This window comes from Embleya scabrispora DSM 41855, from assembly GCF_000372745.1.
GTDB lineage: Bacteria > Actinomycetota > Actinomycetes > Streptomycetales > Streptomycetaceae > Embleya > Embleya scabrispora.
This window is the reverse complement of sequence record NZ_KB889713.1, coordinates 1-23,150: the sequence shown is the minus strand read 5'-3', so window position 1 is coordinate 23,150 and position 23,150 is coordinate 1. Positions and strand designations below refer to the sequence as shown.

The window sequence follows — 23,150 nt, the reverse complement described above, 5'->3', positions numbered from 1 at the left end:
TAATAATTCTATGATGCTCGTGAGATTGCTACATAACTCTGCGGCTGTGGCGTTCCGACGGCACGGGGCGCCCATCGCCCGGCGGACGACCGGAGTTCCCGCATGACCGGGCACGTCGCCAACTTCATCAACGGGGTCCGCAGCGCCGCCCCCGGCCGACTGTCTCTGGTCGACCCCCGCACCGGTGGGATCCACGGCTCCAGCGTGCTCTCGCGCGACGCCGAGGTGGACGCCGCGTTCGATGCGGCGCGCACGGCCTTCGCGTCGTGGCGGCGCACGGCGCCGGGGGAGCGTCAGGCCGCGCTGCTGGCGATCGCGGCCGAGATGGAGGCGCGGGCGGACGAATTCGTGGCCGCCGAATGCGGGGACACCGGTAAGCCGACCGAACTCTTCCGGTCCGAGGAATTGTTGCCGATCATCGACCAGCTCCGGTTCTTCGCCGGCGCGGCTCGCATGTTGGAGGGGCGCGCGGCGGCGGAGTACGTGCCCGGTCACACATCCATGATCCGCCGCGAGCCCGTCGGCGTGATCGCCTCGATCGCGCCGTGGAACTACCCGCTGATGACCGCGGTCTGGAAGCTGGCGCCGGCCGTCGCGGCCGGCAACACGGTGGTCTTCAAACCGGACGCGGCCACTCCCTCCAGTGCGCTGCTGCTTGCCGAGATCTGCGGACGGCATCTGCCGCCCGGCTGCGTGAACCTGGTCTGCGGGGACCGGGAGACCGGCAAGCTGGTGGCCGGTCACCGGCACGCGGACATGGTGGCCATCACCGGATCGACCAGGGCCGGCACCGAAGTGGTTCGGGCCGCCGCCGACGACGTGCGCCGGACCCACCTCGAACTGGGCGGCAACGGCCCGGTCCTGGTGTTCGCCGACGCGGACGTGGCCGGCTGCGCGAAGCTGATCGCCGACGCCGCCTTCTACAACGCCGGCCAGGACTGCACCGCGCCGTCGCGCATCCTGGCGCATGCGGACGTCCACGACGACCTGGTACGGGAACTGGTGGAACACGCCCGATCGTTCGCCCTGATCGACCCTGCCGATGCCAGGGACGGCCGGAGCCCACTGATTAGCCGATCCCAGTTGCAACGCGTGTCGGGACTCGTCGAGCGCCGCAGCGGGACCGCCCGGATCGTGACCGGCGGAAAGGCGGAGGAGGGTCCCGGCTTCTTCTTTCCGCCGACGATCGTCACCGGAGTCGGCCAGAGCGACGAACTCGTCCAGGAGGAGATCTTCGGCCCGGTGCTGACCGTGCAGACCTTCACCGACGAGGAGGAGGCGATCGAGATGGCCAACGACGTCCGCCACGGGCTGGCGTCCAGCGTGTGGACGCGTGACGTCGGTCGCGCCATGCGCGTCACCGCTGCGCTCGACTTCGGCATCACCTGGGTCAACACCCACGTCACGACGGCGGCCGAGATGCCGCACGGGGGCTTCAAGCAGACCGGTGAGGGCAAGGACCTGTCCCTCTACGGTCTGGAGGCGTACACCCGGATCAAGCACGTGATGCTCTCGTGGACGTGAGCCCCGACATCCTGGGGTTGCCTCCCGAGGGGACGACGGTCGAGGAGGGCCGGATTGCCGTCGGCTCGGGTCCCCCGGGCGATCAAGCGGATCAGCGCGAGCGCATAGCTCCACCTGGGCGGGTGTGCACGCCGGAACGGAGCGCTCAAGGCATCGGTCGTCTTCTGTGCCGACGGGAAGGCGCGCGAGGTCGTTCGCCGCGAGACGCTCGCGGACCTCTTCGCCCGCGACACGTGATGCCCGGCGCCTTGAGGGTCCGCAGCGGGTGGGCAGGATGCGGGGGCATCGAGGGTCGTCCGCCCCGGGGGGATGCGGACGACCCGATCCCACCCGCTCGGGGCGCGTTCGATGGGAGGAATCTCCCGGTCGCACGACCGGCTCGATCCGGTCGTCGGGAACCCGTGCCGTGGTCGAACCCCAGCACAACGGGCAAGGGGTCCGAAGCATCGGGGCGCCGCGAACAGCCCACCTCATGACTTACGTATCCGGCAAACGACTTACGGATCCGAGCGAAGGAGTTCCCATGCCCACGCCTGACATCGAGTACGACCCAACGGTCACCGAACGTGTCGATGCGATGGAACTGCTCCACAGCGCCGACCTGAGCCCGGACGGCGCACTCGTCGCCTGGTCCGTCTCCCGCATCGAGGGGGATGTCGAGCGCCACAGCCTGTGCCTGAGCCGTGTGGGCGAGCCTGCTGCGGCTGCTGTCGCCGTGGCGTTCGGCGACGGCGCCCACACCCCCTCCTTCTCGCCGGACGGCAGCCGGCTGGCGTTCCTTTCCGACGACGGCCCGGTCACGCACATCGTCCTCGTCCGGCTCGCGGATGCGCCCGACTTCGGGTTCGAGGTGCTCGTTGACCCGGCGGAACCGAACCGTTCGGTCTCGGGGAAACCGGTCTGGGGCCCCGACGGCCGCCGAATCGCCTACGCCGCGACGCTGCGGACGCGCGTGCCGGAAGCGCCGTATCGGATCACCCGGGCGATCGGTTGGGTGGACGGGCTGGACCTCGTCGACGACGTCACCGCCGACATCTTCGTCTACGACCTCGGCACCCGGACGCACGCGCGGCTCACCGATGACGCCTGGGTCAACAGCCAACCGACGTGGCTGGCGTCGCCCGGGCGGCCGGGCCCCGGCGGGACGGAAGCGGAATCGGGGCGGGCCGGAACCGCACGCATCGCCTTCCTCGCCGGATGCGGGCCGGACGAATGGCAACACGACACCGCCGCCGTTCGCTCCGTCGCAGCCGACGGGTCCGGCACGGTCACCGAGCACATACGGGATCTCGACCTCTTCTCCCTCGTGGCATCGGGCGACGGCCGGATCGCGGTGACCTCCTCCGGCGCCACATCGCACTCGCCGGGTCAATTGTTCGTCGTGGACCCGGCCGACGACTCCGCGGCGGCAGCCGAGTCGTGGCGCCTGACCGATCGCGGCGCCGGCCTGAACGTGGATCTCAACGGCGATGTGCTGGGCGACGTGGCCATCCCGTTCGTGGACCCCGACCCGAGACTGCTTCTGCACGGGGGCGACGCTCTCCTGCGGGTGCACGTCGAGGACCGCCTGGAGGTGCACCGCGTCGCGCTCGAGGGCGAACCTCGTACGACGCCGGTGCTGGCAGGCCCGGGCTGCTTCTATCCGCTGGCGGTGGCCGGGCAGCGCCTGCTGTACGCCACCGGCACTCTCACCAGCCCGCCCGACCTCTGGGTCCGCGACATGGACACGGGCGAGGACTCGCGGATCAGCGACACCGCGACCCGCAATCGGGCCTGCACCATCCCGTGCACGGCCACCGAATTCCGAGTCCGTGCGAAGAACGGGCCGCTGGTGCAGGCCAAGCTCCTGCGACCCGCCGACGCCGTCGGAGCGCTGCCGACCGTGCTGCTCATTCACGGCGGCCCCAAGGCGGCCTACGGGGAGGTCTTCGTCACCGACGCCCACATCCTGTGTGGCGTGGGCTTCGGGGTGCTCATGGTCAACCCCCGCGGCTCGCGCGGCTACGGCGTGGAATTCGCCGACGCCATCAACGGCGCCTGGGGCCACGACGACCTGGACGACCTGATGGCGGCGGTGGACTTCGCGGTGGACGAGGGCTGGGCCGACCCCGCCCGCCTCGGGGTCGCCGGCCTGTCGTACGGCGGGTACATGTCGAGCTGGATCGTCAGCCACACCGACCGGTTCAAGGCCGCCGTCATCGAGAATCCGGTGACCAATTTCTCCAGCATGTACGGAACGAGCGACGTCGGGCTGGGTTTTCTGCCCGATGTACTGGGCGCACTACCCGAGACGGACTTCGACCGCTACCGGAAACTCTCACCGATCACCACGGCCCACACCTGCACCACTCCGACGTTGTTGATCCAGGGCGAACGCGACCATCGCTGCCCGCCCGAGCAGAGCAAGCAGTTCTACTCGGTGCTGCGGCGCGCCGGGTGCGTCGCCGAGATGCTGATGCTGCCGGACGCCTCCCACGAAGGATCGATCTCGGGCCCGGTGCCGGCGCGACGAGCACAGAACGAGGCGCTGGTCGACTGGATGGTGCGTCACGTCAAGGAGAGCAACCCCGCTCGGCCCGACGCTACGGGCGCACCCGGCGACGGAGCCTGACGGCGTCGGCGCCGAGGCGGAGCACCAGCCGGGAGACACAGCGTTCGCACGGACCCTTCGGACGGGGCCACCACCTTCTCCGTGACCAGGCAATGCCTCTCCCGGCCCTCGGCGCCAGCGTCCGGGCACGTTCGGGCGAAGGATCCGCAGACATATCGGATAGCTGAAGACGGCCGTCCCCGACTGCCCTTCGCCGACCCGTTCCGGGACGAGGGCGACGGTCGTCCCGGCGACTTCGGCTGAGCGGCCGAGGGCGCGCCCCGTCCCCGCAACCGGCTCCCGGGCCATCGCAACGATGCAGGGATCGGCGGCGGGGGTCGTGCGACGAGGTGGTAAGACGAGGCCATAAGAGGTTGCGCGGCGCGTCGCAGCGACCGACGATCGTCGCTCGCCCGACGGCGCGGCCCGGTCCGGATCTTCGGTAGCCGCCGCTCGGCCCGCAACGAACCAAGCGGCCGCGAAATCCGGTTCATCGGTGTTCTCCCGGTCTTCCGGGATTTCCGTTCCCCCCATGCCGCCCCCTCGGCCGTGCCGCCGGCCGTCTCGCCGGAGACGGCCGAGTGCGGTGGACATGCAGCAGGGTACGAAAACACTAGAGATGACTGCTTTGTGCACCTCTAGACAGCCGCTATGCGCCCGCCGTAAAATCCAGAAACCCCAGTTGCTAGAAAATTTATGAAACTGCGAGGGAACTTATGACCCTAGCCAAGGTCATGGCGTATGTCGCATCGTTGACGGTCGCCGCGGGCCTCCTCAGCGGGTGCTCCGGTGGATCGACCTCGGTCAAACCCGCCTCGTCGGAGCCCCCCAAGCAGGGCGGCTCAGCCACGATGTCCCTCGGCAGCGCGATCGACACGTGGAACCCGCAGGAGGCGCTGTCGACCCACAGCTTCAGCGTCTTTCCTCAGGTGTATGCGTCGCTCCTGCGCTCCACCCCGGACGGCAAAGGTCTGCTGCCGGCCCTGGCCTCGTCCTACAAGGCGGATCCGGTAGCCAAGACGCTGACGTTCACCCTGGATCCGGGCGCGAAATTCAGCAACGGCAGACAGGTCACGTCCGCCGACGTGAAATTCTCGGAAGGACTCTGGAGCAAGGGCAAGTTGTACGGCGGCTACTTCTCCTCCATCAAGTCCGTGGAGACGCCCTCGCCGCAGAGCGTGGTCTTCACGCTGACCCAGCCCGACGAGACCCTGCTCGCGATCCTGTCGACCAGCAACGCCGCGATCTTCCCCGACAACTACGGCGGTCAAACAGAAGCCGACTTCTGGAAGAAGCCCACGGGAGCCGGGCCGTTCGGCATCGGCAACCAGACCGTGGGACGGTCCATCTCCCTCACCCGCAACCCCTACTACTACCGGGCCGGCCTGCCCCACCTGGACAAGGTCGAATACAAGGTCGTCACGGACAGTAGCCAGCGACTCCTGCAGTTCCAAGACGGTTCCCTGGACATCGTCAACGGCGTCGAGCTGGGTGTGGCCGGCCAGTACCCGAAGGGCAAGATCGTCGGCGTGCCGTCGTCGGGGGTCAGCGTCCTGACCATCAACACGAAGTCGGGGCCCCTGGCCAACGTCGATCTCAGGAAGGCGATGGCATCGGCCGTCGACTACCGCAAACTCGTGGCGGGTGGCTACGCCGGCCAGGCGACCGTGGCGACGTCACTGCTGCCGCAGAACGTCCCCGGCATCTCCCCGTGCTCCACGTGCACCTGGTCCACGACCGATGCGGCTGCCGCGAAAAGCCTGGTTGCCAAGTCGGGCTATGCCGGTCAGAATCTCGAGTTGATCGTGCCCAGCGGCGACGCGGAGGAACTCGCGGCACAGGCCCTGGCACCGATGCTGGCCCAGGCGGGCATCAAGGTCACCGTCGTCCCGCTCCCGACCAGCTCGCTGATCGACAAGCTGACCAACGGCAACTTCCAGCTCGCGATGACCACCTACAGTGCGCTCGCGCCCAGCCCGATCGACCCTCTCGGCTTTCTCGAATCGACCGGCGTCGTGTTCTCCCAGTCCGACCCCGGGCCGGCGAACGCGGCTTTGACCGCGGTTCACGCGGCGAGCACTCCCTACGACGTGACCACCGCCGTGCAGACCTTCGAGAAGGCCGCCAACGCCAGTGGCGCCGTGATCCCACTGGCGGTGCCCAACGCGCTCTACGCGGTCGCCGGCCGAGTGGAGGGATTCGTTCCGACGCCCTACCTGGCCTACTGCGCCGACGAATTGAGCGTCAAGAGTTGACGGGACGTATCCGGCACCGTCAACGGCAAGGAGGCGGCTTTGTGACCGCGACAAGAATCCTGTTCGCCCGGCTGCTCCAGTTGGTGCTCGTTCTGCTCTCGGTCACGCTGGTGGTATTCGTGCTGACCCAGATCGCGCCGGGCGACGCGGCCCGGCTCCGGTTGGGTCCACGGGCCTCGGACGAGGCGGTGCGCGAGCTGCGCCATCAACTGGGGCTCGATCGCAGTCTGCCGCAGCAGTACCTGGACTATTTGAATCGGGTCCTGCACGGTGACTTCGGCACATCGATCGACGGCCGGCGCGTCGGCGACATCATCGGCCAAGGCATCGGCGACACGCTGTGGCTGCTGCTCGGCACCTTGGTGCTCGCGATGTCGGCGGCACTGGTCCTGGCGTCGACCGCCGCCTGGTTCCGGGACCGATTCATCGACCACGCGATACGGCTGGGCATTCTGCTCGCGCTTTTCCTGCCCGCGTTCTGGGTGGGGTTCCTGCTCATCAGGCTGATAGCCATCCCCACCGGGTGGTTCCCGGTCTCGGGACTGGGGTCGGGCCCGGCGGAACTGGTCAGGTCGCTGGTGCTGCCCTCCGTCACCGGAGCGATCATCCTCGCTCCCGTCCTCGTGCGAAGTCTGCGGTCGAGCCTGGTCGACGTGCTCGACTCCGAGTACGTCGCGGTCGCCCGGTCACTCGGGGTGGGGGGAAGCGCCCTGATCGTCCGGCACGTGCTGCGCAACGCCCTCGGCCCGGTCCTCACGCTGCTCGCGCTCAACGTCGGCTACCTCTTCTTCGGCGTCGTCATCCTGGAGGCCACCTTCGACATCCCGGGCCTGGGCAGCGCGCTGGTCGACGCATCCGCCAAACGCGACGTCTACGTGGTCCAAGGCATCACGCTGGTCTTCGCCACGGGAGTCGTGGTCGCCAACGTCCTCGGCGAGACCGTCGTCTCGCTGCTCGATCCGAGAACGGTGAGCGCATGAGCGACCTGTCCCTGATCAAGGACGACAAGGAACACACGCCCCGGTCACTCCGGCGTGGCAACGGCAAGATGGCCGCCGGGGCCGTCATCTTCGGATTGTTCATCCTGGCCGCGCTCTTCGCACCGCTCATCACCACGGGAGACCCGGCCGAACAGGATCTGTTGAACCGGCTCGCCGATCCCTCGTCCGCGCATCTGCTGGGCACCGATCAACTCGGCCGTGACGAATGGACCCGGCTGGTCTACGCGATTCGGGTCGACCTGCGCGTGGCAATACTCGCCTCACTCATTCCGGCGATCCTCGGCAGCCTCATCGGGATCATCGCGGGTCTCGGCGCCAAGTGGCTGGACACCGCGATCATGCGCATCTCCGATGTCGTCGTCTCGCTCCCGCTGTTCATCTTCTTCATCGCACTGGTCGGGCTGCTCGGCCCCGGCAACGGATTCCTCTTCCTCGGGCCCGGCGAGTTGCCGCTCATCATCGGTTTCACCCTCATCTCCTGGGTCGTCTACGCGCGCCTGATGCGCGCAGAGGTACGGCGGGTCCGCTCCATGGACTACGTCCGCGCCGCACAGTCGGGAGGCTTGCCCCGATGGCGGGTGATCGTCGGGCACATCGTGCCGAACGCGATCGGCCAGAGCATCGTCTACTTCTTCGTCGACATCGGACTGGCCGTCGTGGCGATCTCCACGCTGTCCTTCCTGGGCGTCGGCATACCCGTCGGAACCCCCGAATGGGGCGCAATGATCCAGTCCGCCCGCACCGTCATGCAAACCAACTGGTGGTTGATCGCCGCGCCTGGAGCCGCGATCGCACTGGCCGGAATGGGCCTGGCGCTGATCGGGGACGGCCTGGACGATCGGATCAAATCATGACCGGCACCGAACCCGTCATCGAGATCGCGAACCTGGTGATCGCCGCCGGGCGCGACGGCGTCACCCTGGTGGACGACGTGTCCCTGCACGTCGACGCCGGTGAATGCCTGGGAATCGTGGGCGAGTCCGGATCGGGCAAAAGTCTCACGCTGCGCTCCGTACTGGGGCTGCTGCCGCCCACGCTGATCCGGACCCGGGGGACCATGCGCTTCCGCGGCCGAGAGGACGAGGAACCACGGCCCGTCGACCCGCGCGACCTGCGCGGCCACGGCGTCTCGATGATCTTCCAGGAACCGATGAGCTCGTTGAACCCGACAATGCGCATCGGCGACCTGGTCGCCGCCGGCCCCCGCGCCCAAGGCGTGTCGCGCCGCGCCGCGGCCGACCAGGCCCTGAGCCTGCTGCGCGAAGTCGGCGTGCCCGACCCGGAGCAACGGGTCCGGGCATGGCCCCACCAACTCTCGGGAGGCTTGCGCCAACGGGTGATGATCGCGATGGCGCTGTCGGTGGAGCCTCGGCTTCTCCTCTGCGACGAACCGACGACCGCGCTGGACGCCACCGTCCAGGACCAGATCCTGACTCTCGTCGAACGGCTGCGGGCCGAGCGGGGTCTGGCCCTGATCTTCGTCAGCCACGACCTGTCGGTCATCGCACGCGTCGCCGGCCGCACGGCCGTGATGTACGCCGGCCGCATCATCGAACAGGGGCCGACGCGCGCTCTGATCGAGAATCCCCGACACCCGTACACCCGCGGGCTCATCGAGTCGATGCCGCAGTTGCACGGGCCGCCGGTACGGCTGAAGGCCATCAGCGGATCCCCGCCGACCGCCGGTCGACTCCCCTCGGGTTGTCGCTTCGCCCCACGCTGCCCGTTCGTCGTCGATGCCTGCAGGGAAGTGGACCCGCCCCTGTTGAGCATCGGCCCGCACCGAGCCAGCGCGTGTCTGCGGCAGGCCGAATTGAATGATGGAGGGCAGTCATGAGTGCGCTCATCGAACTGGACGACATCGAGGTCCACTTCAAGGTCCGGGCCCGGCGATCCGCGGCACCGGTGACGTTGCGGGCCGTCGACGGTGTCAGCCTCGCCGTCGAGCGGTCCCAGTGCCTGGGCGTGGTCGGCGAATCCGGCTGCGGCAAGTCGACGCTGGCCGGCGTACTCATCGGGCTGACGGAACCGACGGCCGGACGGGTCCGCTACGACGGAAGGGACGTCGACACCCGGCGTTCCAAGGACGTGCGCCGCAGTATCCAGATGGTCTTCCAGGACCCGGTCGCCTCGCTCAACCCCCGTCGACGGGTCCGCTCCGTGCTGGCCGAACTCATCGACTATCACGGTCTCGTCCCGGAGGCCGGGATGACCTCCGCCCTCAACTCGCTCATGGAGATGGTCAACCTGCCCCCGCGCGTCCTGGAGGCACGGCCGCGCGAACTGTCGGGGGGACAACGCCAACGAGTCGCCATCGCACGCGCCCTCGCGGTGCAACCCGAAGTGCTGGTCGCAGACGAGGCGGTATCGGCTCTGGACGTCTCGGCCCAGGCCACCGTGGTCAACCTGCTGGCCGACCTGCGCGCCGAACTCGGGCTCACGATCGTCTTCATCTCGCACGACCTGGGCATCGTCCGAACGCTCTGTGACCGGGTCGCGGTGATGTATGCGGGCCGTGTGGTGGAAGAAGGCGCGGCCGAGACGATCTTCACCGCAGCCCGGCATCCATACACCCGGGCTTTGCTACGGGCCGCGCCGGATCTGTACCGACCGGACGCGGGGCGAGATGCACCGGCGCTGGGAGGCGACCCCGCCGGACCCTCGACATGAACACCGATTGTGCCTTCCGGTCCGGATGCCCCGAGGCCGAGAGCGCCTTCTCATCGGCCCCGCCGCCTCGCATCGGGAGTGGATCGCCCCGCACCGCCTGCATCCACGCGGCCCGTTGACCGCCCGCGGCCGAAGTCGGCGGTCGGCCCGCACACGGGCCGACCGCCGACCGCGTTCCGTGCCTGCGTCGGCCGGCCGGAACGGTGTCCACGTGGGGATGCCCTCGCCGAGTGCGACCACCCGGATCGACACACGGACCGGGACTCGGAGGCCGGCGGAAACGCCGGAGCCGAACGGCCGAGGTGCCATCGCACGGGATCCCGCGAGCAGTGGTCCCGGTCGCCATGCGGACTCCCGTCGGATCCATCCTGGAGGGGGCTGGCGCTTCGGGGTGCGAAGGTTCATAATTATCTTATGAGCATCGTGGGGTTGATATAGATCTCCTCACCCGGACGTGGATCGCGAGGTTTCCGCCATGACCACCGCCAGCGCCACCCGCGGTCTCGTCAACCCCTCCCGCGCCACGGGCGACGAGACGACCGCGGCGAGCACGTCATCGGGGCAAGCCGGTCTGCACAACGCCTTCGGGTGGGGTCCGCGCCTGGCCGCCACCGGCGTCACGTTCGACGTGATCGCGGTCGACGTGCCCCTGGGCCAGGCGGCGTTGCGGCTGCTGCGCGGGCGGGACGTGCCGCTCGGCCCGGTGATCCTCGACCACCGGTGGCGCCGTATCGGCTTCCTGGTGCCGCCTCAGCGCGACGAACCCGTCCCCGAGGTCGAACTGCGCCGCGGCCCGCGTCAGGTCGGGGTCGGCGCGTGGGTCGTGCTGCCCACCGGCGACCAGAACACCATGGTGACGTGGCTGCAGCCGCCCGCGGCCGGCGACCACCTCACCCCGACCGGGATCGTCCGCGAGGCCCTCCGCGAGGCCGCGACCACCCTCGGCACTGATAAGTCCCGGACCTGATCCGCTGCTTCCCTGGCACATCCACGCGAACGATTCGTGGAACGCCACGGTGACCGCCGCAGCCCCGAGGCTCCTCGCCCCCGGGCCACCTCGGCCGGCCCACCGCAAGCGGCGCACCGGGTCGGGTACACCGTCTCGGCCCGGGACGCGACCGCGGTGGCCGCGTACCGGGCCGCAGGCCGACAGGCGTGCACCCCGACCGACCGCAGGCGGCCGGGGTGGGTGCACGGCCCCGGTGCAGGCAATCGACCGAGGCGTCCCGATTCTTAGTGGGAGTGCCGGGGTTCGGTGGCTTGTCCGGCGGGATCGGCCAGCCGGGATGGTTCCCGTCGTCGGTACTGGGATCGCGGTGCTCGCCCATGCGTGTCTCCTCCCGGTTGCTCCTCGGCGACCCGCTTCACGGGCCGTCACGGTCCGTGCGGACACGGACACGGACACGGACTCACGGTACGGCCGAGGCGCCCCGCGGGGGAATCCTCGATCCGAGAGCACGGGTCTTTGCGCCTGTGTCGTCTCTCCCGGGGCCGCCGCAGGTGTCGGGCGTGTGAGCGGGCCACCCGCCTGCCGACCGGGTAGCCCCGCCGCCCGGCCCGGGCCGCCGACGACGTACGGGCCCGGAAACGGGGCTACGGTGGGCGCCGTGGAAACGGAATCGGGTGACGCGCGGAGCGAACCGGTGCTGTTGGACGAGGAGTTCGCCGAAGGGTTGACGTCCTGGGCCCCAAGGGCGCGAGTACGTTGGCGTTGTTGCGCGACGCCGCGCGGCTGCTGACCGACGGCGGTGTCCTGGAACGCCCCGACGTGGCGGCGCTGGCGTGCTGCCGGGCGGCGCTGGAGATCCTGACGGACCAAGACGGAGGGCCTGGAGGCGGCACGGACCGGACTCGAGACGGCCGTCGCGAAATTCCTGGCTGCCCGGGACACGCCGGCGAATTCCAGCGTGCCGACGGCTGCGCTCCCGGGTGACGATCTACGGGATCTTGAGGCGGCGTTCGCGCGGTTGTGCGCCGAGCGCGCCGTGCCCGGGGGTATCGCGACCGCAAGGTGCTGCTGCTGGTCGAGAAGACGGCGCGGATGGCGCCGGGGGACGCCGAACGTGCGGCCGTGCGAGTGTGGTCGAAGCTCTACAGCGATGCCTCCGCCGTCGTGCACGGCGGCTCCTGCACCCACGCCGAGGCCGTGCGGATGTTCGACGCGTCGGTCGCCGCCATCCGCCAGGTGTTCGTTGCGTTGCCGCACCGCGCCCCGCAGATCCGCGCCCTCGCCCTGTTCGGGCAGCCGACCGCCGAGCAGGCCAGTGGGACGCCTCCGGGCGTCCGCCGTCCGCGTGGCTGCTCGCCTGGGACTGGTCCGCCGTCCTGCCCGACCCCGTCCTCGCCCCCTGGCGCAAGGTACTGACCGTCATGGAGGAACGCGTCGGACGACCCGCCCCCGATCCCCGCGTACCGTTCGACCCCACACCCTTCACCCCGGCCGTCCTCGGCCCCGAGCTGCGCGAACCGACCGACCTCGCCACGACCCGCGGCGCGCCCGAGTGCGCGCGGGCCGTCGCGGCCACCCCGTGGGACGAACGCGAAAGCCTGATCCACCGGCTCGTGCTGACCGAGCCCGGACCCTGGGCCCAGGAGCCGGCCGCCGTCGTCGACGCGTTGCCCGACGACACGACCCGCCGCGCCTACCTGCTCGCCCTCGCCGACCACACCGCCCCGACACCCTGAGCGCCGCCCTCACCGCGGCCGCCGCGCTCCCGACCCCCGCGACCGGCCGCGACCCGCTCGCGGAACTCGCGCTGGTCGCCCTCGACCGCGACGACATCGACACCACCGGCTGGTCGGACACGATCCTCACCCGCCTGACCGAGACCACACACACCACCCTGGACGCCGCCGAGGCCGACCCGCTCGACCCCACCGACCCGCACGCCGACCCCGACCCCGACTCCGTGACGGACGCGCCCTGGGGAGACGACGCGTACTTCCACGCGCTCAACCACCCCGCCGCCCGCGCCCTGCGCGCGCTCCTTGAGTGGGGACTGCGCCTGCCCCACGGCGACGCGGACCCCGCACCGCCCACGCGCCTCACCGACGTTCTGCACGCCCATCTGCGCGAACCCCGGCAACAGCCGCAGGCCCGCGCCGCCCTCCACGCGCTGATCGGCGCGTACCTGGCCGTCCTGCACGAGCGCGCCCCGCAGTGGGTCGACGAGCACGCCGACGTCCTGTTGACCCTCCCCGACCCCCGCGGCCCGCACCCCGTGCGCACCCACCTGCAATGGGGCCCGCCCGTGCCGGCCCTGCTCGCGCGCGTCGACGGCGACGAACTCGCTGCGGCAGTGCGCGTACCCCTGGAACACGTCGCCCGACACGTCGCCGTCGCCCACCTGTACGACCCCGGTGTCCTTGCGCCCCTCGACGTCTTCCTCACGACTCTCGCCGCCGGGCCGGGCGGTCCCAGGGCCGTGTCCGATCTACTGGAGGAGACCGCCCGGGCCCTGCCCGACGACGCGAACGACCAACTCGTCGACGTCGCCCTGGACCTGTGGCGCACCGCCCTCGACACCGACCTGCCCGCCGAAAGCGTCGCCGGCGCCGGGGCGTTCGCGCACGCCCGCGCCGCCGAACACCCCGACAGCCCCGCCGCGTTCACCCTGCTCACCGCACTCCTCCAGCGCGTGCACCCCACCCACTGGCACACCGAACGCGTCCGCGACCACGCCCGCGCACTCCTCGCCGCAGACACCCCCCACGTGTCGGAAACCGACCGCGCGCTGTTGCGGAACGCGCTCCTCGACAGCGGAGACCTGGACGCGTGAACCGCAGTGTGCCGCCACACCCGGGGCGGCACACCCGCGTTGCACGGCCGCCGGGCGCTCCTCTCCCAACGAACGCGGTCTCGGCGGCCGAGCATCGACCCACGGGGAACAGGTCCGAACGGCGGGCGGGAGGGCGCCGGGGCCGATGCGGTCGTGGCGCCTTGCGGTACTCGAAGGGATGGACCCTTCACGCGGCCGGCACCGGGCCGTTGACCGCCTACCTCCGCCCACCAGTCGCTTCGCAGGGTTGCGACAACACGTCGGCGCTACGGCCTCCGTGTAACCCGAACGACGACGGTGACGGCAACAGGACCGATTCGTGGCGAGGGTGTGCACCTGCGACCCATGGTTTGCCGGTGTGCCCGAACGGCGCTGCGGCGTCAGCAGCGAACGTCTGAATCCTGGGTGAGGACCGACACGGCCGTGTCGGCGCAGATCTTGCCGAAAACGTAGTCGCCGTCCATGAATTCCTCGCGAGAGTGTGGCGCAGTGAAGTGCTTGTCCATCCAGGTGTGGGCCTGGACCTCCGCTCTCCGGGCTGTGAGTCGGTCGGGAAGCGGATCGGTCACGTGGACTCGGATGAGTGCGTGCTGCCACCGGTTGTACTCGGAGATGTGGCGGGCGATTCGATCGTACGGCTCCTTACTGACGCCGATCTTGACGCGGGGGTGCCGGCTGGCGACTTCGAGGACATAGAGCCGGTGATGACGAAACCCCGCTTCGGCCAGGAATACCCTCAGTCGCTCCCGTGTCTGGGCCTGCACGAGTTGCACATGTTCGGGCAGCGGTCCGTTTCCGACGTCCCTCATCAGGTTCCGCGCGCGGGTTCGGTCGATGTGCACGAAGCGGCGACGCGGTGCGGGCGGAGGGAAGAACGGCGGGACACGCGGGATGAAGAGCGGGGCGGTCAAGGCCATACCTCGATGATTCCAGAGGAGAACAGACAGGGCCCTACGTTCCGGGGTATTGCCGGCATCCGCAGTGCGAGGGCGAACTCTCGCCGCCGGCGAGCGTGATACAGGCGCCGCCCTTCGTTGCTTGTTCGAGCGCCGATCCAGCGATTGCCGCCGGTGCGACGGCCGGTTCCCCCGTTGGACGACTCTCCGGAACACGTGCGTGGACGGCTTGTCGAACGGCATGCCCCGAGCGGAGTCCGTGGCACCGAAGTGGTCGACGATCCGGGCTGACCGGCAGAGGTGAGGCGTGCAACGACAGCACCGAGCCCGGCAGAGGAGCAACGATCGCGACAGGCGCGGCATCCCATGCCCTGCCGCCGCGAGCCTCAGCCCACTCGGGCCGATCACGACGAACGGCCGCCCGTTGGCCAGGCCTTCCTCGTCACGGGTACAGGCTTCGTGCGATTGGCTCCGCGGTGAGTCTCGTCGTGCAGGACGCGGATTGCCAGCCGCCATCCGACGGCCCCGACGGCGCTCCGGGGAAACCGAACGACGACGGACAGTATGTTTGCGACTACGTGAGATGGGAGGCGGTGCGATGGCCGACAAGAGGGCCCCCTCGATGCGACAGGCCCGTGACGCTACCGCGCGCGTGGTGTCCGCGCGGGAAATCGACGACGCCGTCGAACAGTTCGTGCGGCCGCTGCGCTGCGCCTACTGCGACCACGAGGTCCACGCGACGAGGTCCTACCCGAGTACCTCCTCCAAGGGCACGGTGTTCACCGTCGCCGCCCATTTTCGGCTTGCTCACCACAAGGGCGCGGGCCCCGCCGCACACCTGCCCGGTTGTGCCCTGCGCACGGACGAGGTAATCGAGTCGATCGCCCGTGGTGCGCCGGGGCTTGCCGAAGTCTGGGACGAGATTCTGACGCTGCGCCTGGTCGTTCCCGCCACCACCGACACCGGCCACGAATCGCAACCTCCCGTCGGTGCGCCGGTCCGGACGCCACCGGCCGAGCGGGTCGCCCATCGCGTGCACACCGTGGGGCCCCTTCTGCCGCCGGTGGTCACCACCGCGGTGCGCATCGCGCGATTCCTGGCCCTGCACGACCACGACCGCGACACCGTCGCCCGCTTCACTGTCCGCGTCCCCGACCCGTTCGGAACCCGGATCGTGCCGTGGACCGACGTCTGCCACGACGCCGCGAACCCCGCAGACATGGCCCGTCTGCACCGGAGCCTGGACGATTCCACCGCCCGACGCCACCCCAAGGCTGTGCTCGGCATCGTCGAGGACGCCGGCGTCAAGGCCGGCAAGGCCTGGTGTCGTCTCGCCGCCCGGACACCCACCGGCGCGACCGGCAGCACGCGCGCGAACGCGGCCGTCTATCTGCGCAGCCGAGACCCGCGACTGCTCGAACCCCTCATTCCCGGAATCCACGTCCTAGGCCTGGGCGCCCCGGACGTGCCGTGGGCCATGTGGCGGCCCGAGCGCGGCGCCGCCCAGATTCGCCTGTGGCCGAGCGTCCACTGGCAGGTTGCCTACTGGAGCGTGGACGAGTTCGGCCTCCCCACCGAACCTTCCTGCCCCGACCCCCTCCCACCGCCACGGGCCGCCCCGCCCCGCCCGCGCTCCGCCCCGGACGCCGGCGCCCGCGCCCGCCGGACCCCACCTCGACAGGAGCCGCCTTCGACACCCGCGGGCGACGACAGTGCGGCCGCGCACGCGTCCACGAGCGGGCCGCACGTCGAACCGGCACCGAGCGGGGCGTCCGCTCCACCGACCCCACCGCGACCGTCGACACCCCCACCGCGCCCGGATTCACCACCTCCCCGATCGGCACCTGCGGCGCCGACAGTGCCCGAAGTGCCCCAGCGCCCCACCCGCCGAGGCGTACTCGCCTGGTTTCGAAGACGATGAACACGCCCGTGGCACCCTGAGTCGAGCCCGCCACCGGGAGATACGAAGGAAATGGGCCGAACGGGCACTGAATGCCGGGCGGGGCAGTCCGGCCACCGCGTTCCCTCCGACGCGCCCCGACCGCACTCACTTGGCGCCGGTCGCTCGACGACACGCTTGAGCGGAGTCGTGATTCGGGCCACCCGCACAGCAGGCACGGTGCGGCATTGGGACAGTCCGCCACGATCGACCATTGTGGCCCGCGGGCCGAACGGGGCCGTCGGACTTGGGGTGGCGGCAAGGGCTCCGACGGTTGCCGTGGTGCCACGAGTTTTCTCAGGCGTCCGTCTCATCCTGGGATGCGATCGCCTGGTGCCGTCGGGCAGCTGCGTCGAGGATGCTTTCCCACAGCGGTTCCAGCCGACGGGGCCGCCGGGGGTTCAGTCCGCGTTCGCGGATGATGTAGTCGCGGACGCTGGCCCGGTAGAGGTCGGCGTTTCTCTTCCCCTCGAGGATCTCGCGCAGTCCCGGCCCGCCCGTTCCCTGAAGTGCCTCGATCATCTCGACCTCTTCCGCGTCGAGGATTTCCAGCGGCGTGATTCCCGCGCCGGTGAGAAGGCCGGCCTTCCTCACGCGCTCCCGCAGCACCGTCAACGTCACCGGATTCGCGGGAAAACCCTCCGCCATCACCAACACGGGATAGAAGGTTTTCCGGTGGGCAGGCCTTAATCCCGTGAGCTGATGCTCGCGTTTCTTCAGTGCGCGAATCGTGGCGTCGATCTGGCGGGCCTTTTTGACGAGTTTGTCCATGTCGTCGATCTGGGCCTGCTCCGATGCGGCGTTCACGGAGTTCTGCCGCAGACGCACCGCGGTCACCTCGACGAGGACCCAGGCGTCCCCGTAGTCGATGACGGCGTCCGTGATCTTCTGGCCCTGGCCGGGAAAGGCCGCGCGCAGTTCGGCGTCCCCGTACATGCGGCGCGCCGTGCCGGCGCCGGCGATCGAGGACAGCACCTCGGTGACGGCCACCTCCGTCAGGTGACGCAGACAGCCCTCCGCCGCGTCCGACCGCGCCTTGTCCGCAGGGCGCCCGTTCGGTGGCTTCTTGATGTCGAGCATCGGCCACCACCCGAAGACCCTGTCGATCAGCAGCTCTTGGTCGAGGACGAGGAGCCTGCCGTCTGCGAGGCGGACCACCGGGGAGCGGCGGAACATCTCGAACGACCACTCCGTCGGGCTCGTCTCCGCCCGTACGTCGGCCCGCAGACGGGGAAACGTCCGTCGCGATCAGTGCGAGCACGCGCTCCAGGTGCTCGCGGGTGATGTCGGTGGTCGTGAAGTACTCCGGGGGGACGACCCATCTGCCCTGATAGGCGGATGCCCACAGTCCCGTGCCGACCAGGGTGAGGTCGGCGAGCGGGACACCGGTCGCGTCCTCGTACGTGCCCGCCAGGTCGCAGACGTCGCGTTGTCCGGCCATCTCCACCGGTAGTTCGTGCCACCTGCGCACGAAGCGCCCCATGACGTGGGCCGCGGAGTACGAGCCGTGAAAACACCATGTCGTTGACCTCGGCCTCGTTGCCGCTCATCGTGGGTCGGATCCCTTTCGTCCCACACGTCCCGGGGAGTTGATCGAGGTCGCCTCGATCTGCCGAGGCGGCTCGCCGGCATCGCACGGCGCCGCTGTCACGGGTTCGTGGGTGTTTCGACGCGGTGTCGACGGCTGCCCCGATCGGCCCGGGCGTGGTGGCCGTTTGCGCCATTCGTGCGTGATTTTCGTCCATCGATCCGCGATGACCGGCCGGTCCCTGCTCGGGTCGGCTGTACTGGACGGGACCGAGCGAGTGCCGTAGTCATCGGCTGCCCGGCCCGTGGCGCGCCCGGTCACCTTCCAGGAAACGAGGCGTCCCTTGAGACCCATCCCGGCAGGCAGGGCCTACCGCCTTTTGAACGTTCAGAGCCACCTGCTCCTGAACGTCGTTGCCCACAGCAACGCGGAGTCGGCCAGGCTGGAGCAGTTCCCAGTGTCTCAGGCCAACCGGATGAGCTACACATGGCACGTCTTCCCCCTGGACTTCGGGCGCTACCTCCTGGTGAACATGTCCAGCGGTTTCGTCGTCAACATCGTCTCGAACAGCACACGTCCGTCCGCCCCCGCCGAGCAGTTCCACCTTCAGGCGCCTCAGGACCGGCCCACCCAGGAGTGGGTGTTACGCCATGTCGCCGGAAGCTTCGACGAGTACGAGGTCATCAACGCCGAGAGCCAATTGAACCTCAACGTCGTCGGGTTCAGCCGGCAGGCGTCGGCGCGCGTCGAGCAGTTCACCAGGGCAAGCGGCTCGGATTTCCTCTCCCAAAGGTGGGCGTTCCTGGTCGAACGCGAGTACAGGCCCGTCCTCGACCTGCAGCCGGGGAACGACAGCATCGGTGACGTCAACCGGATGACCAGCTTCGCCGACCCCAAGCCCGCGAGCACGACCCCTGTCCTGGCCGGATCGATGGCCTACCCGTTCCCGCTGGTCCGCGACCCCGCGTACTCCCGCGAGCGTCAGGCTCGGGAGAATCCCTACTACATCCTGCGCAAGTTCGGGTTCTGGACGAAGGTGTTCTTCTACGATCACGGCGGGGCCTCGGAGTACACGCATCGGGAGACCACCCGGGTGGGTCTGACCACGACCAACTCCACGACGGTCGAGCACACCACCGGCATATCCGTCTCGGCCGAGGCCAGCTTCGGGTTCAGGGGTTTCGGCGCGTCGTTGAGCACGACCATGAGCCAGCAGTTGAGGGTCGAAACGACGAAAACCGTGTCCCACGAGTCCTCCCGCGAAGTGGAGATCACGCGGACCTACCCCGCGGGGCGCCGGGTCGCCGAGGCGATCTGGTACCGCGACGACAGGTTCGTCCTCGAACGTCTGGACGGTTCCAGAGTGCTGGAATGGGTCACCCGCAACCCGAACCGCACGGTCGCCGACACTTTCCGGGGCTAGAACTCCGGACGCACTCGCCGATCCTGGTCCGAGCTTGCGGGAACCGGAGCGGCCGCCACGTGATCCAGGCGAGGTGTGTGAACTCGAAAGGATCGTGCGGTGGTCGCGGGCCACGGATGATTCGGTGTGGTGGTCACGACGGGGAGCGAGGCGTCCGCGGCGGGTCGCCCGTCCGCGATGCCGGGTGACGGTGGGGTGGCGCGCGACGACGAGAGAGCGTTCCGTCCTCTCTCCGGCGTCAGCCTCCGGCGAACGCGTCGGCGGCGCACCGCACCGCGCGGGCCAACTCGTCGACGCTCGCCGGGTCGTTCCGGTTGTCGAAGTCCTCGTCCTCGTCGTCCCGGTCGGCCCCGTCGTTCTCGAGGCCGTCGGTTGCGGTGGTGTCGGGGTCGTCCCAGACGTCGTCGTCGGCGTCGAGGGGCAGGCTGCCGGTGTCGCCGCGGCCGGTGCCCTCGCCGTAGGCGCTGACGTCGGCCGGTTCCCACACCCGCGGGGTCGCGGTCAGATACAGGCGCCCCAGCGCGGGCAGGACCCGGTCGTCGTGCACGGCGGTCCAGGGGCGGCCGAGCCGTCCGCTGGAACGGTGCCCCTCGTCCACGACCACCAGCCGCCATGGGGGAAGGCGCAGCCCGACCATGCCCCGGTGGGCGGCGAGGATCGTCTCCAGCGACTGGTAGGTGGCGTACACCGTCACCGGCCCCTCGACCGCCCCCGTCCACAGGGCGAGTCGCGGGGTGCTGGTGGTCGCCCGCACCCCTGCGGCGGCCAACGCCGCGTCGCCGCCGAGCGAGCACACCGCCACCTGGACGCCGCCGGTGCGCCCGGCGCGTTGCCAGGCGGTTACGGTCTGCTCGAGGAGGTCGAGGGTCGGCACCAGGACCAGCACCCGCCCGCGCGCGGCCAGCGTCGCGGCCGCCCCGGCCGCCACCCACGTCTTCCCGGTCCCGCAGGCCATTACCGCGGTGGCCCGGCGCCCTCCGTGGGGCGCGCTGCCGACCGCCTCGGGGTCGGGGTTCTCCAGTTCGCGGACGATCGCGGCGAGCGCGTCGCGTTGGTGCGGGCGCAGCGCGGCGACGCCGGTGCGAGTGGGGCGGATCGAGGGGCGGGTGGGATGGCGCATCGGGGTCTTCGCGTGGGGCGATCGGGCCGTTCGAGTATCGGAGGGTGGGGGGTCACGCGCCGCGGGGGGCGATCTGGGAGACGCGTTGGTGGGACAGGCCGAGGGCGGCGCCGGTGTCGCGGTTGTTCCATCCCTGGTCGATGAGGGTGCGTGCGGCGTGGCGTGCGGCGTCGCGTACGGCCTGTTCGGCGTACACGAGTGCGATGCGGGCCTCGATCAGGGCGGTGATCGCGGCGTCGGCGTCGGGGTCGGCGGGGGCGAGTTGGATGCCGAACCCGTCGTGCCCGGCCGGCAGGTGTTCGCCGATGGCGTTTCCGGTCGCCGTTTTCGCCTCGCGCCAGGTTCGGCCCTGGGCGGTGGCGGTTCGGTCGTCGGGGAGATCCCGGATCTCGACGACCCACGTGTTGCCGACGCGGGTGGCGTATCCGGTGTACGAGGGCAGGGGGGCCGGGCCGTCGGGGTCGGCGTCGGTGACGTCGGGCCGGTCGAACAGGGCGTCCGTGGACATGCGATCGATCCTCTCGGGAACGCGGGGCGCGCCGGCGAGCGCGAAGGGGCGGCCCTCATTCTTGTCTATCCGAGCTAGTCAATCATGGCTAGTTTGAATAGACAACAGGTGGGAGGCGAAGGCGGGTTGCGCGTCCGCGGCGATTCCCGGGCGTCGTGGACGAACTCCCGTCGATCACCTCGGACGGTGTCGGGTGTTTCCTGCGGCGTAGGTACGGCACCCCGGAGTGCGCGGTCGAGGTCCGCGTCGACGCCGATCCCCGTGTGCCCGCCGAACCGGTCGCGTGGCATACGGCGGCGCGACTCACGCCGACCCCCGGCCCTCCTCCCATCACCCCGCCACAACGCCGTCGACCGCGGCCATCGCCCGATCGTGGGTCATGCCGAACCTCAACGGGCCCACCTGCTCGAACGGCGCGAACGACCACACCGCGCGCTGCGACTCCTCCACCACGCCCCACACGCCCGCCCCCACGCCGACCCCCGCTGTGTTCGTGCGACGATTCCCGGCCGCGCTGTTGATCGGCGCACGCCCTCGGGGAGGCTACGGGCGCCGGACGACGATCCCGTGTTCGGCTGTTCGTTCAAGTGGTGTCGGTGTCCGGTGGTAGGCAGGGGTCTTTCGGCCGGTGACAGCCACAGGAGGCGACCGTGACGTCCGAGGATCTCGTGTTCGACTTCGAGCGGGTGCGTGTGCACGGGGTCGAGGTGTACGAGGGGACCGCGCTGGATGTGCGTGTGGTGACGGCGGGGATGTCGAGGCGCGTCAGGGACGGGTTTCTTCTCGATCAGGTGCCCTGGGGCCGGTTTTCCCACGCGTACGGCTCGGGCGAGGACGTTCCCGGCTACCTGGAGCGGATGCGTTCCGCGGACGCGGCCGCGGCGCGGGCGGCGTGCTCGTCGTTGGGCAACTCCGTCTGTCATCAGGGCACGACGGGTTCGGTGGCGCCGTTGACGGTGCCGTTCCTGCTGCGGATCGCCGCGGACCCGGCCGTGCACGAGCGTGTCGATGCGCTGGGCCTGGTCGCCGCGGTGGCGTGTCGCAACCACTGGGGCGACGGGTCGCGCGCCGCCTTGTTGCGGGTCGCCGATGCCGACGACGACGTGCGCTTCGACGTGGGCGGTTATCCGCAGAACTGGTCGGTGCGGGCAGCGCGGGACGCGATCGCGGCGGACGCGCACGTCCCGATCGCCCTTCTGGACGACCCGGACCCGGCTGTGCGGGAGGAGGCGGCGTGCGTCCTGGCGGCGTCGTCCGGCCGCGCGTGGGAGATCTCCGCCGCGTTCCACGAGCGGTTCCGCGTCGAGGAGGTTCCCCGCCTCCGCGCCGGGCTGGTCCTGGCGATCGCGCAACTGGCGAGGGAACACCGCCACGAGGACGCCGCCGGCTTCACCCGCGCGTGCTGGTCCGACCCCACACGCCCGCCCGAGGTCAGGGTCGCCGCCGCGCTGGGATGGCTGTGCCTGGTCGACGACCCCGCCCCCGAGGACCTGCGCGCCGTCCTGGACGAGCTGGTTACGGACGAACTCGTCCGCGTGATGGCCGAGGTGCCCTGGCTGCAGCAGATCGATCCCTACTTCGGCGCCGGACTGGCGCACACCCTGAACCAGATGTTCGACCTCGTCGAACCCCCCACGTTCCCCGATTTGTGGGGAGGCCCCAAGGGGTTCGCCGACGACCCGCCATTTTGAGACCCCGGGTTCCCGACCCGACCCGACCGACCCGACCGACCCGGCCGACCCGACCCGACCCGACCGACCCGGCCGACCCGACCCGACCCGACCCGACCGACCCGGCCGACCCGACCGACCCGGCCGACCCGACCCGACCCGACCCGACCCGGCCCGGCCGGGTCGGCCTCGCCGTGGCCGCGAACGGTGGGCGTCACGTTCCTTCCTCCGGAGCCGGCCGGGGGCG

Annotated in this window: 18 protein-coding genes; 13 read left to right on the top strand and 5 right to left on the bottom strand. The window is 70.2% G+C overall.

The genetic code is table 11. From position 1 onward, the window contains the following. Nucleotides 1-102: 102 nt before the first annotated feature. The 10 genes from A3IC_RS0143145 (at nt 103) to A3IC_RS0143095 (ending at nt 13,819) form a co-directional block, all read left to right on the top strand. Complete coding sequence (locus tag A3IC_RS0143145; protein WP_020556286.1) at nt 103-1,524, top strand: aminobutyraldehyde dehydrogenase; 1,422 nt, start codon at nt 103-105, stop codon at nt 1,522-1,524. A gap of 523 nt (nt 1,525-2,047) precedes the next feature. Then, complete coding sequence (locus A3IC_RS0143140; protein ID WP_020556285.1) at nt 2,048-4,135, top strand: S9 family peptidase; 2,088 nt, start codon at nt 2,048-2,050, stop codon at nt 4,133-4,135. 713 nt (nt 4,136-4,848) lie between these two features. Further along, nucleotides 4,849-6,369 (top strand): ABC transporter substrate-binding protein, encoded by a 1,521-nt coding sequence (locus tag A3IC_RS0143135; protein WP_040878222.1) that lies wholly within the window; start codon nt 4,849-4,851, stop codon nt 6,367-6,369. 41 nt (nt 6,370-6,410) lie between these two features. Then, nucleotides 6,411-7,349, top strand: a complete 939-nt coding sequence (locus A3IC_RS0143130; protein WP_020556283.1) for an ABC transporter permease — start codon at nt 6,411-6,413, stop codon at nt 7,347-7,349. Continuing rightward, nucleotides 7,346-8,224 carry an ABC transporter permease gene (locus tag A3IC_RS0143125; RefSeq protein ID WP_020556282.1) on the top strand — a complete coding sequence of 293 codons (879 nt, stop codon included), beginning with the start codon at nt 7,346-7,348 and terminating at the stop codon, nt 8,222-8,224. The genes A3IC_RS0143130 and A3IC_RS0143125 overlap by 4 nt, the downstream gene beginning before the upstream one ends. Further along, nucleotides 8,221-9,207: an ABC transporter ATP-binding protein gene (locus tag A3IC_RS0143120; RefSeq protein ID WP_020556281.1), complete on the top strand. Its 987-nt coding sequence runs from the start codon at nt 8,221-8,223 to the stop codon at nt 9,205-9,207. Before A3IC_RS0143125 ends, A3IC_RS0143120 begins: the two co-directional genes overlap by 4 nt. Then, complete coding sequence (locus tag A3IC_RS59860) at nt 9,204-10,040, top strand: ATP-binding cassette domain-containing protein (RefSeq protein WP_020556280.1); 837 nt, start codon at nt 9,204-9,206, stop codon at nt 10,038-10,040. The genes A3IC_RS0143120 and A3IC_RS59860 overlap by 4 nt, the downstream gene beginning before the upstream one ends. A gap of 475 nt (nt 10,041-10,515) precedes the next feature. After that, nucleotides 10,516-11,007, top strand: a complete 492-nt coding sequence (locus tag A3IC_RS63415) for a hypothetical protein (RefSeq protein WP_052174059.1) — start codon at nt 10,516-10,518, stop codon at nt 11,005-11,007. A gap of 1,002 nt (nt 11,008-12,009) precedes the next feature. After that, entirely contained in the window at nt 12,010-12,405 is a 396-nt protein-coding gene (locus tag A3IC_RS0143105) for a hypothetical protein (protein WP_158696334.1), read from the top strand. Between the two features lie 163 nt (nt 12,406-12,568). After that, nucleotides 12,569-13,819 carry a hypothetical protein gene (locus A3IC_RS0143095; RefSeq protein ID WP_158696333.1) on the top strand — a complete coding sequence of 417 codons (1,251 nt, stop codon included), beginning with the start codon at nt 12,569-12,571 and terminating at the stop codon, nt 13,817-13,819. Nucleotides 13,820-14,199: 380 nt separating this feature from the next. Here A3IC_RS0143095 and A3IC_RS0143090 read toward each other — a convergent pair whose 3' ends face one another. Continuing rightward, nucleotides 14,200-14,736 carry a hypothetical protein gene (locus tag A3IC_RS0143090; protein ID WP_020556275.1) on the bottom strand — a complete coding sequence of 179 codons (537 nt, stop codon included), beginning with the start codon at nt 14,734-14,736 and terminating at the stop codon, nt 14,200-14,202. A 577-nt stretch (nt 14,737-15,313) separates the two neighbouring features. Between A3IC_RS0143090 and A3IC_RS0143085 the strand changes: the two genes are divergently transcribed. After that, nucleotides 15,314-16,636, top strand: coding sequence for a hypothetical protein (locus tag A3IC_RS0143085; protein WP_158696332.1), 1,323 nt, complete (start codon nt 15,314-15,316; stop codon nt 16,634-16,636). Between the two features lie 315 nt (nt 16,637-16,951). On the opposite strand, the gene A3IC_RS0143080 is transcribed toward A3IC_RS0143085, so the two are convergent. Then, nucleotides 16,952-17,830 (bottom strand): hypothetical protein, encoded by an 879-nt coding sequence (locus A3IC_RS0143080; RefSeq protein ID WP_020556274.1) that lies wholly within the window; start codon nt 17,828-17,830, stop codon nt 16,952-16,954. 656 nt (nt 17,831-18,486) lie between these two features. On the opposite strand from A3IC_RS0143080, the gene A3IC_RS0143075 reads away from it, so the two are divergent. After that, a complete protein-coding gene (locus A3IC_RS0143075; RefSeq protein WP_020556273.1) occupies nt 18,487-19,605 on the top strand; it encodes an RICIN domain-containing protein in 1,119 nt (372 codons plus the stop codon). Nucleotides 19,606-19,843: 238 nt separating this feature from the next. On the opposite strand, the gene A3IC_RS0143070 is transcribed toward A3IC_RS0143075, so the two are convergent. The 3 genes from A3IC_RS0143070 to A3IC_RS69375 all read right to left on the bottom strand — a co-directional run bounded on the left by A3IC_RS0143070 (nt 19,844) and on the right by A3IC_RS69375 (nt 21,707). Then, nucleotides 19,844-20,725 carry a DEAD/DEAH box helicase family protein gene (locus tag A3IC_RS0143070; protein ID WP_026219400.1) on the bottom strand — a complete coding sequence of 294 codons (882 nt, stop codon included), beginning with the start codon at nt 20,723-20,725 and terminating at the stop codon, nt 19,844-19,846. A 52-nt stretch (nt 20,726-20,777) separates the two neighbouring features. Further along, the gene (locus A3IC_RS0143065; RefSeq protein ID WP_020556272.1) at nt 20,778-21,233 is read right to left on the bottom strand and encodes a hypothetical protein; all 456 of its coding nucleotides are present in this window, start codon (nt 21,231-21,233) and stop codon (nt 20,778-20,780) included. 330 nt (nt 21,234-21,563) lie between these two features. Further along, on the bottom strand, nt 21,564-21,707 hold the full coding sequence (locus tag A3IC_RS69375; RefSeq protein WP_020556271.1) for a hypothetical protein: 144 nt from the start codon (nt 21,705-21,707) through the stop codon (nt 21,564-21,566). A gap of 176 nt (nt 21,708-21,883) precedes the next feature. Between A3IC_RS69375 and A3IC_RS63410 the strand changes: the two genes are divergently transcribed. Then, nucleotides 21,884-22,924 carry a hypothetical protein gene (locus tag A3IC_RS63410; protein ID WP_020556270.1) on the top strand — a complete coding sequence of 347 codons (1,041 nt, stop codon included), beginning with the start codon at nt 21,884-21,886 and terminating at the stop codon, nt 22,922-22,924. The last annotated feature ends 226 nt before the right edge of the window (nt 22,925-23,150 follow it).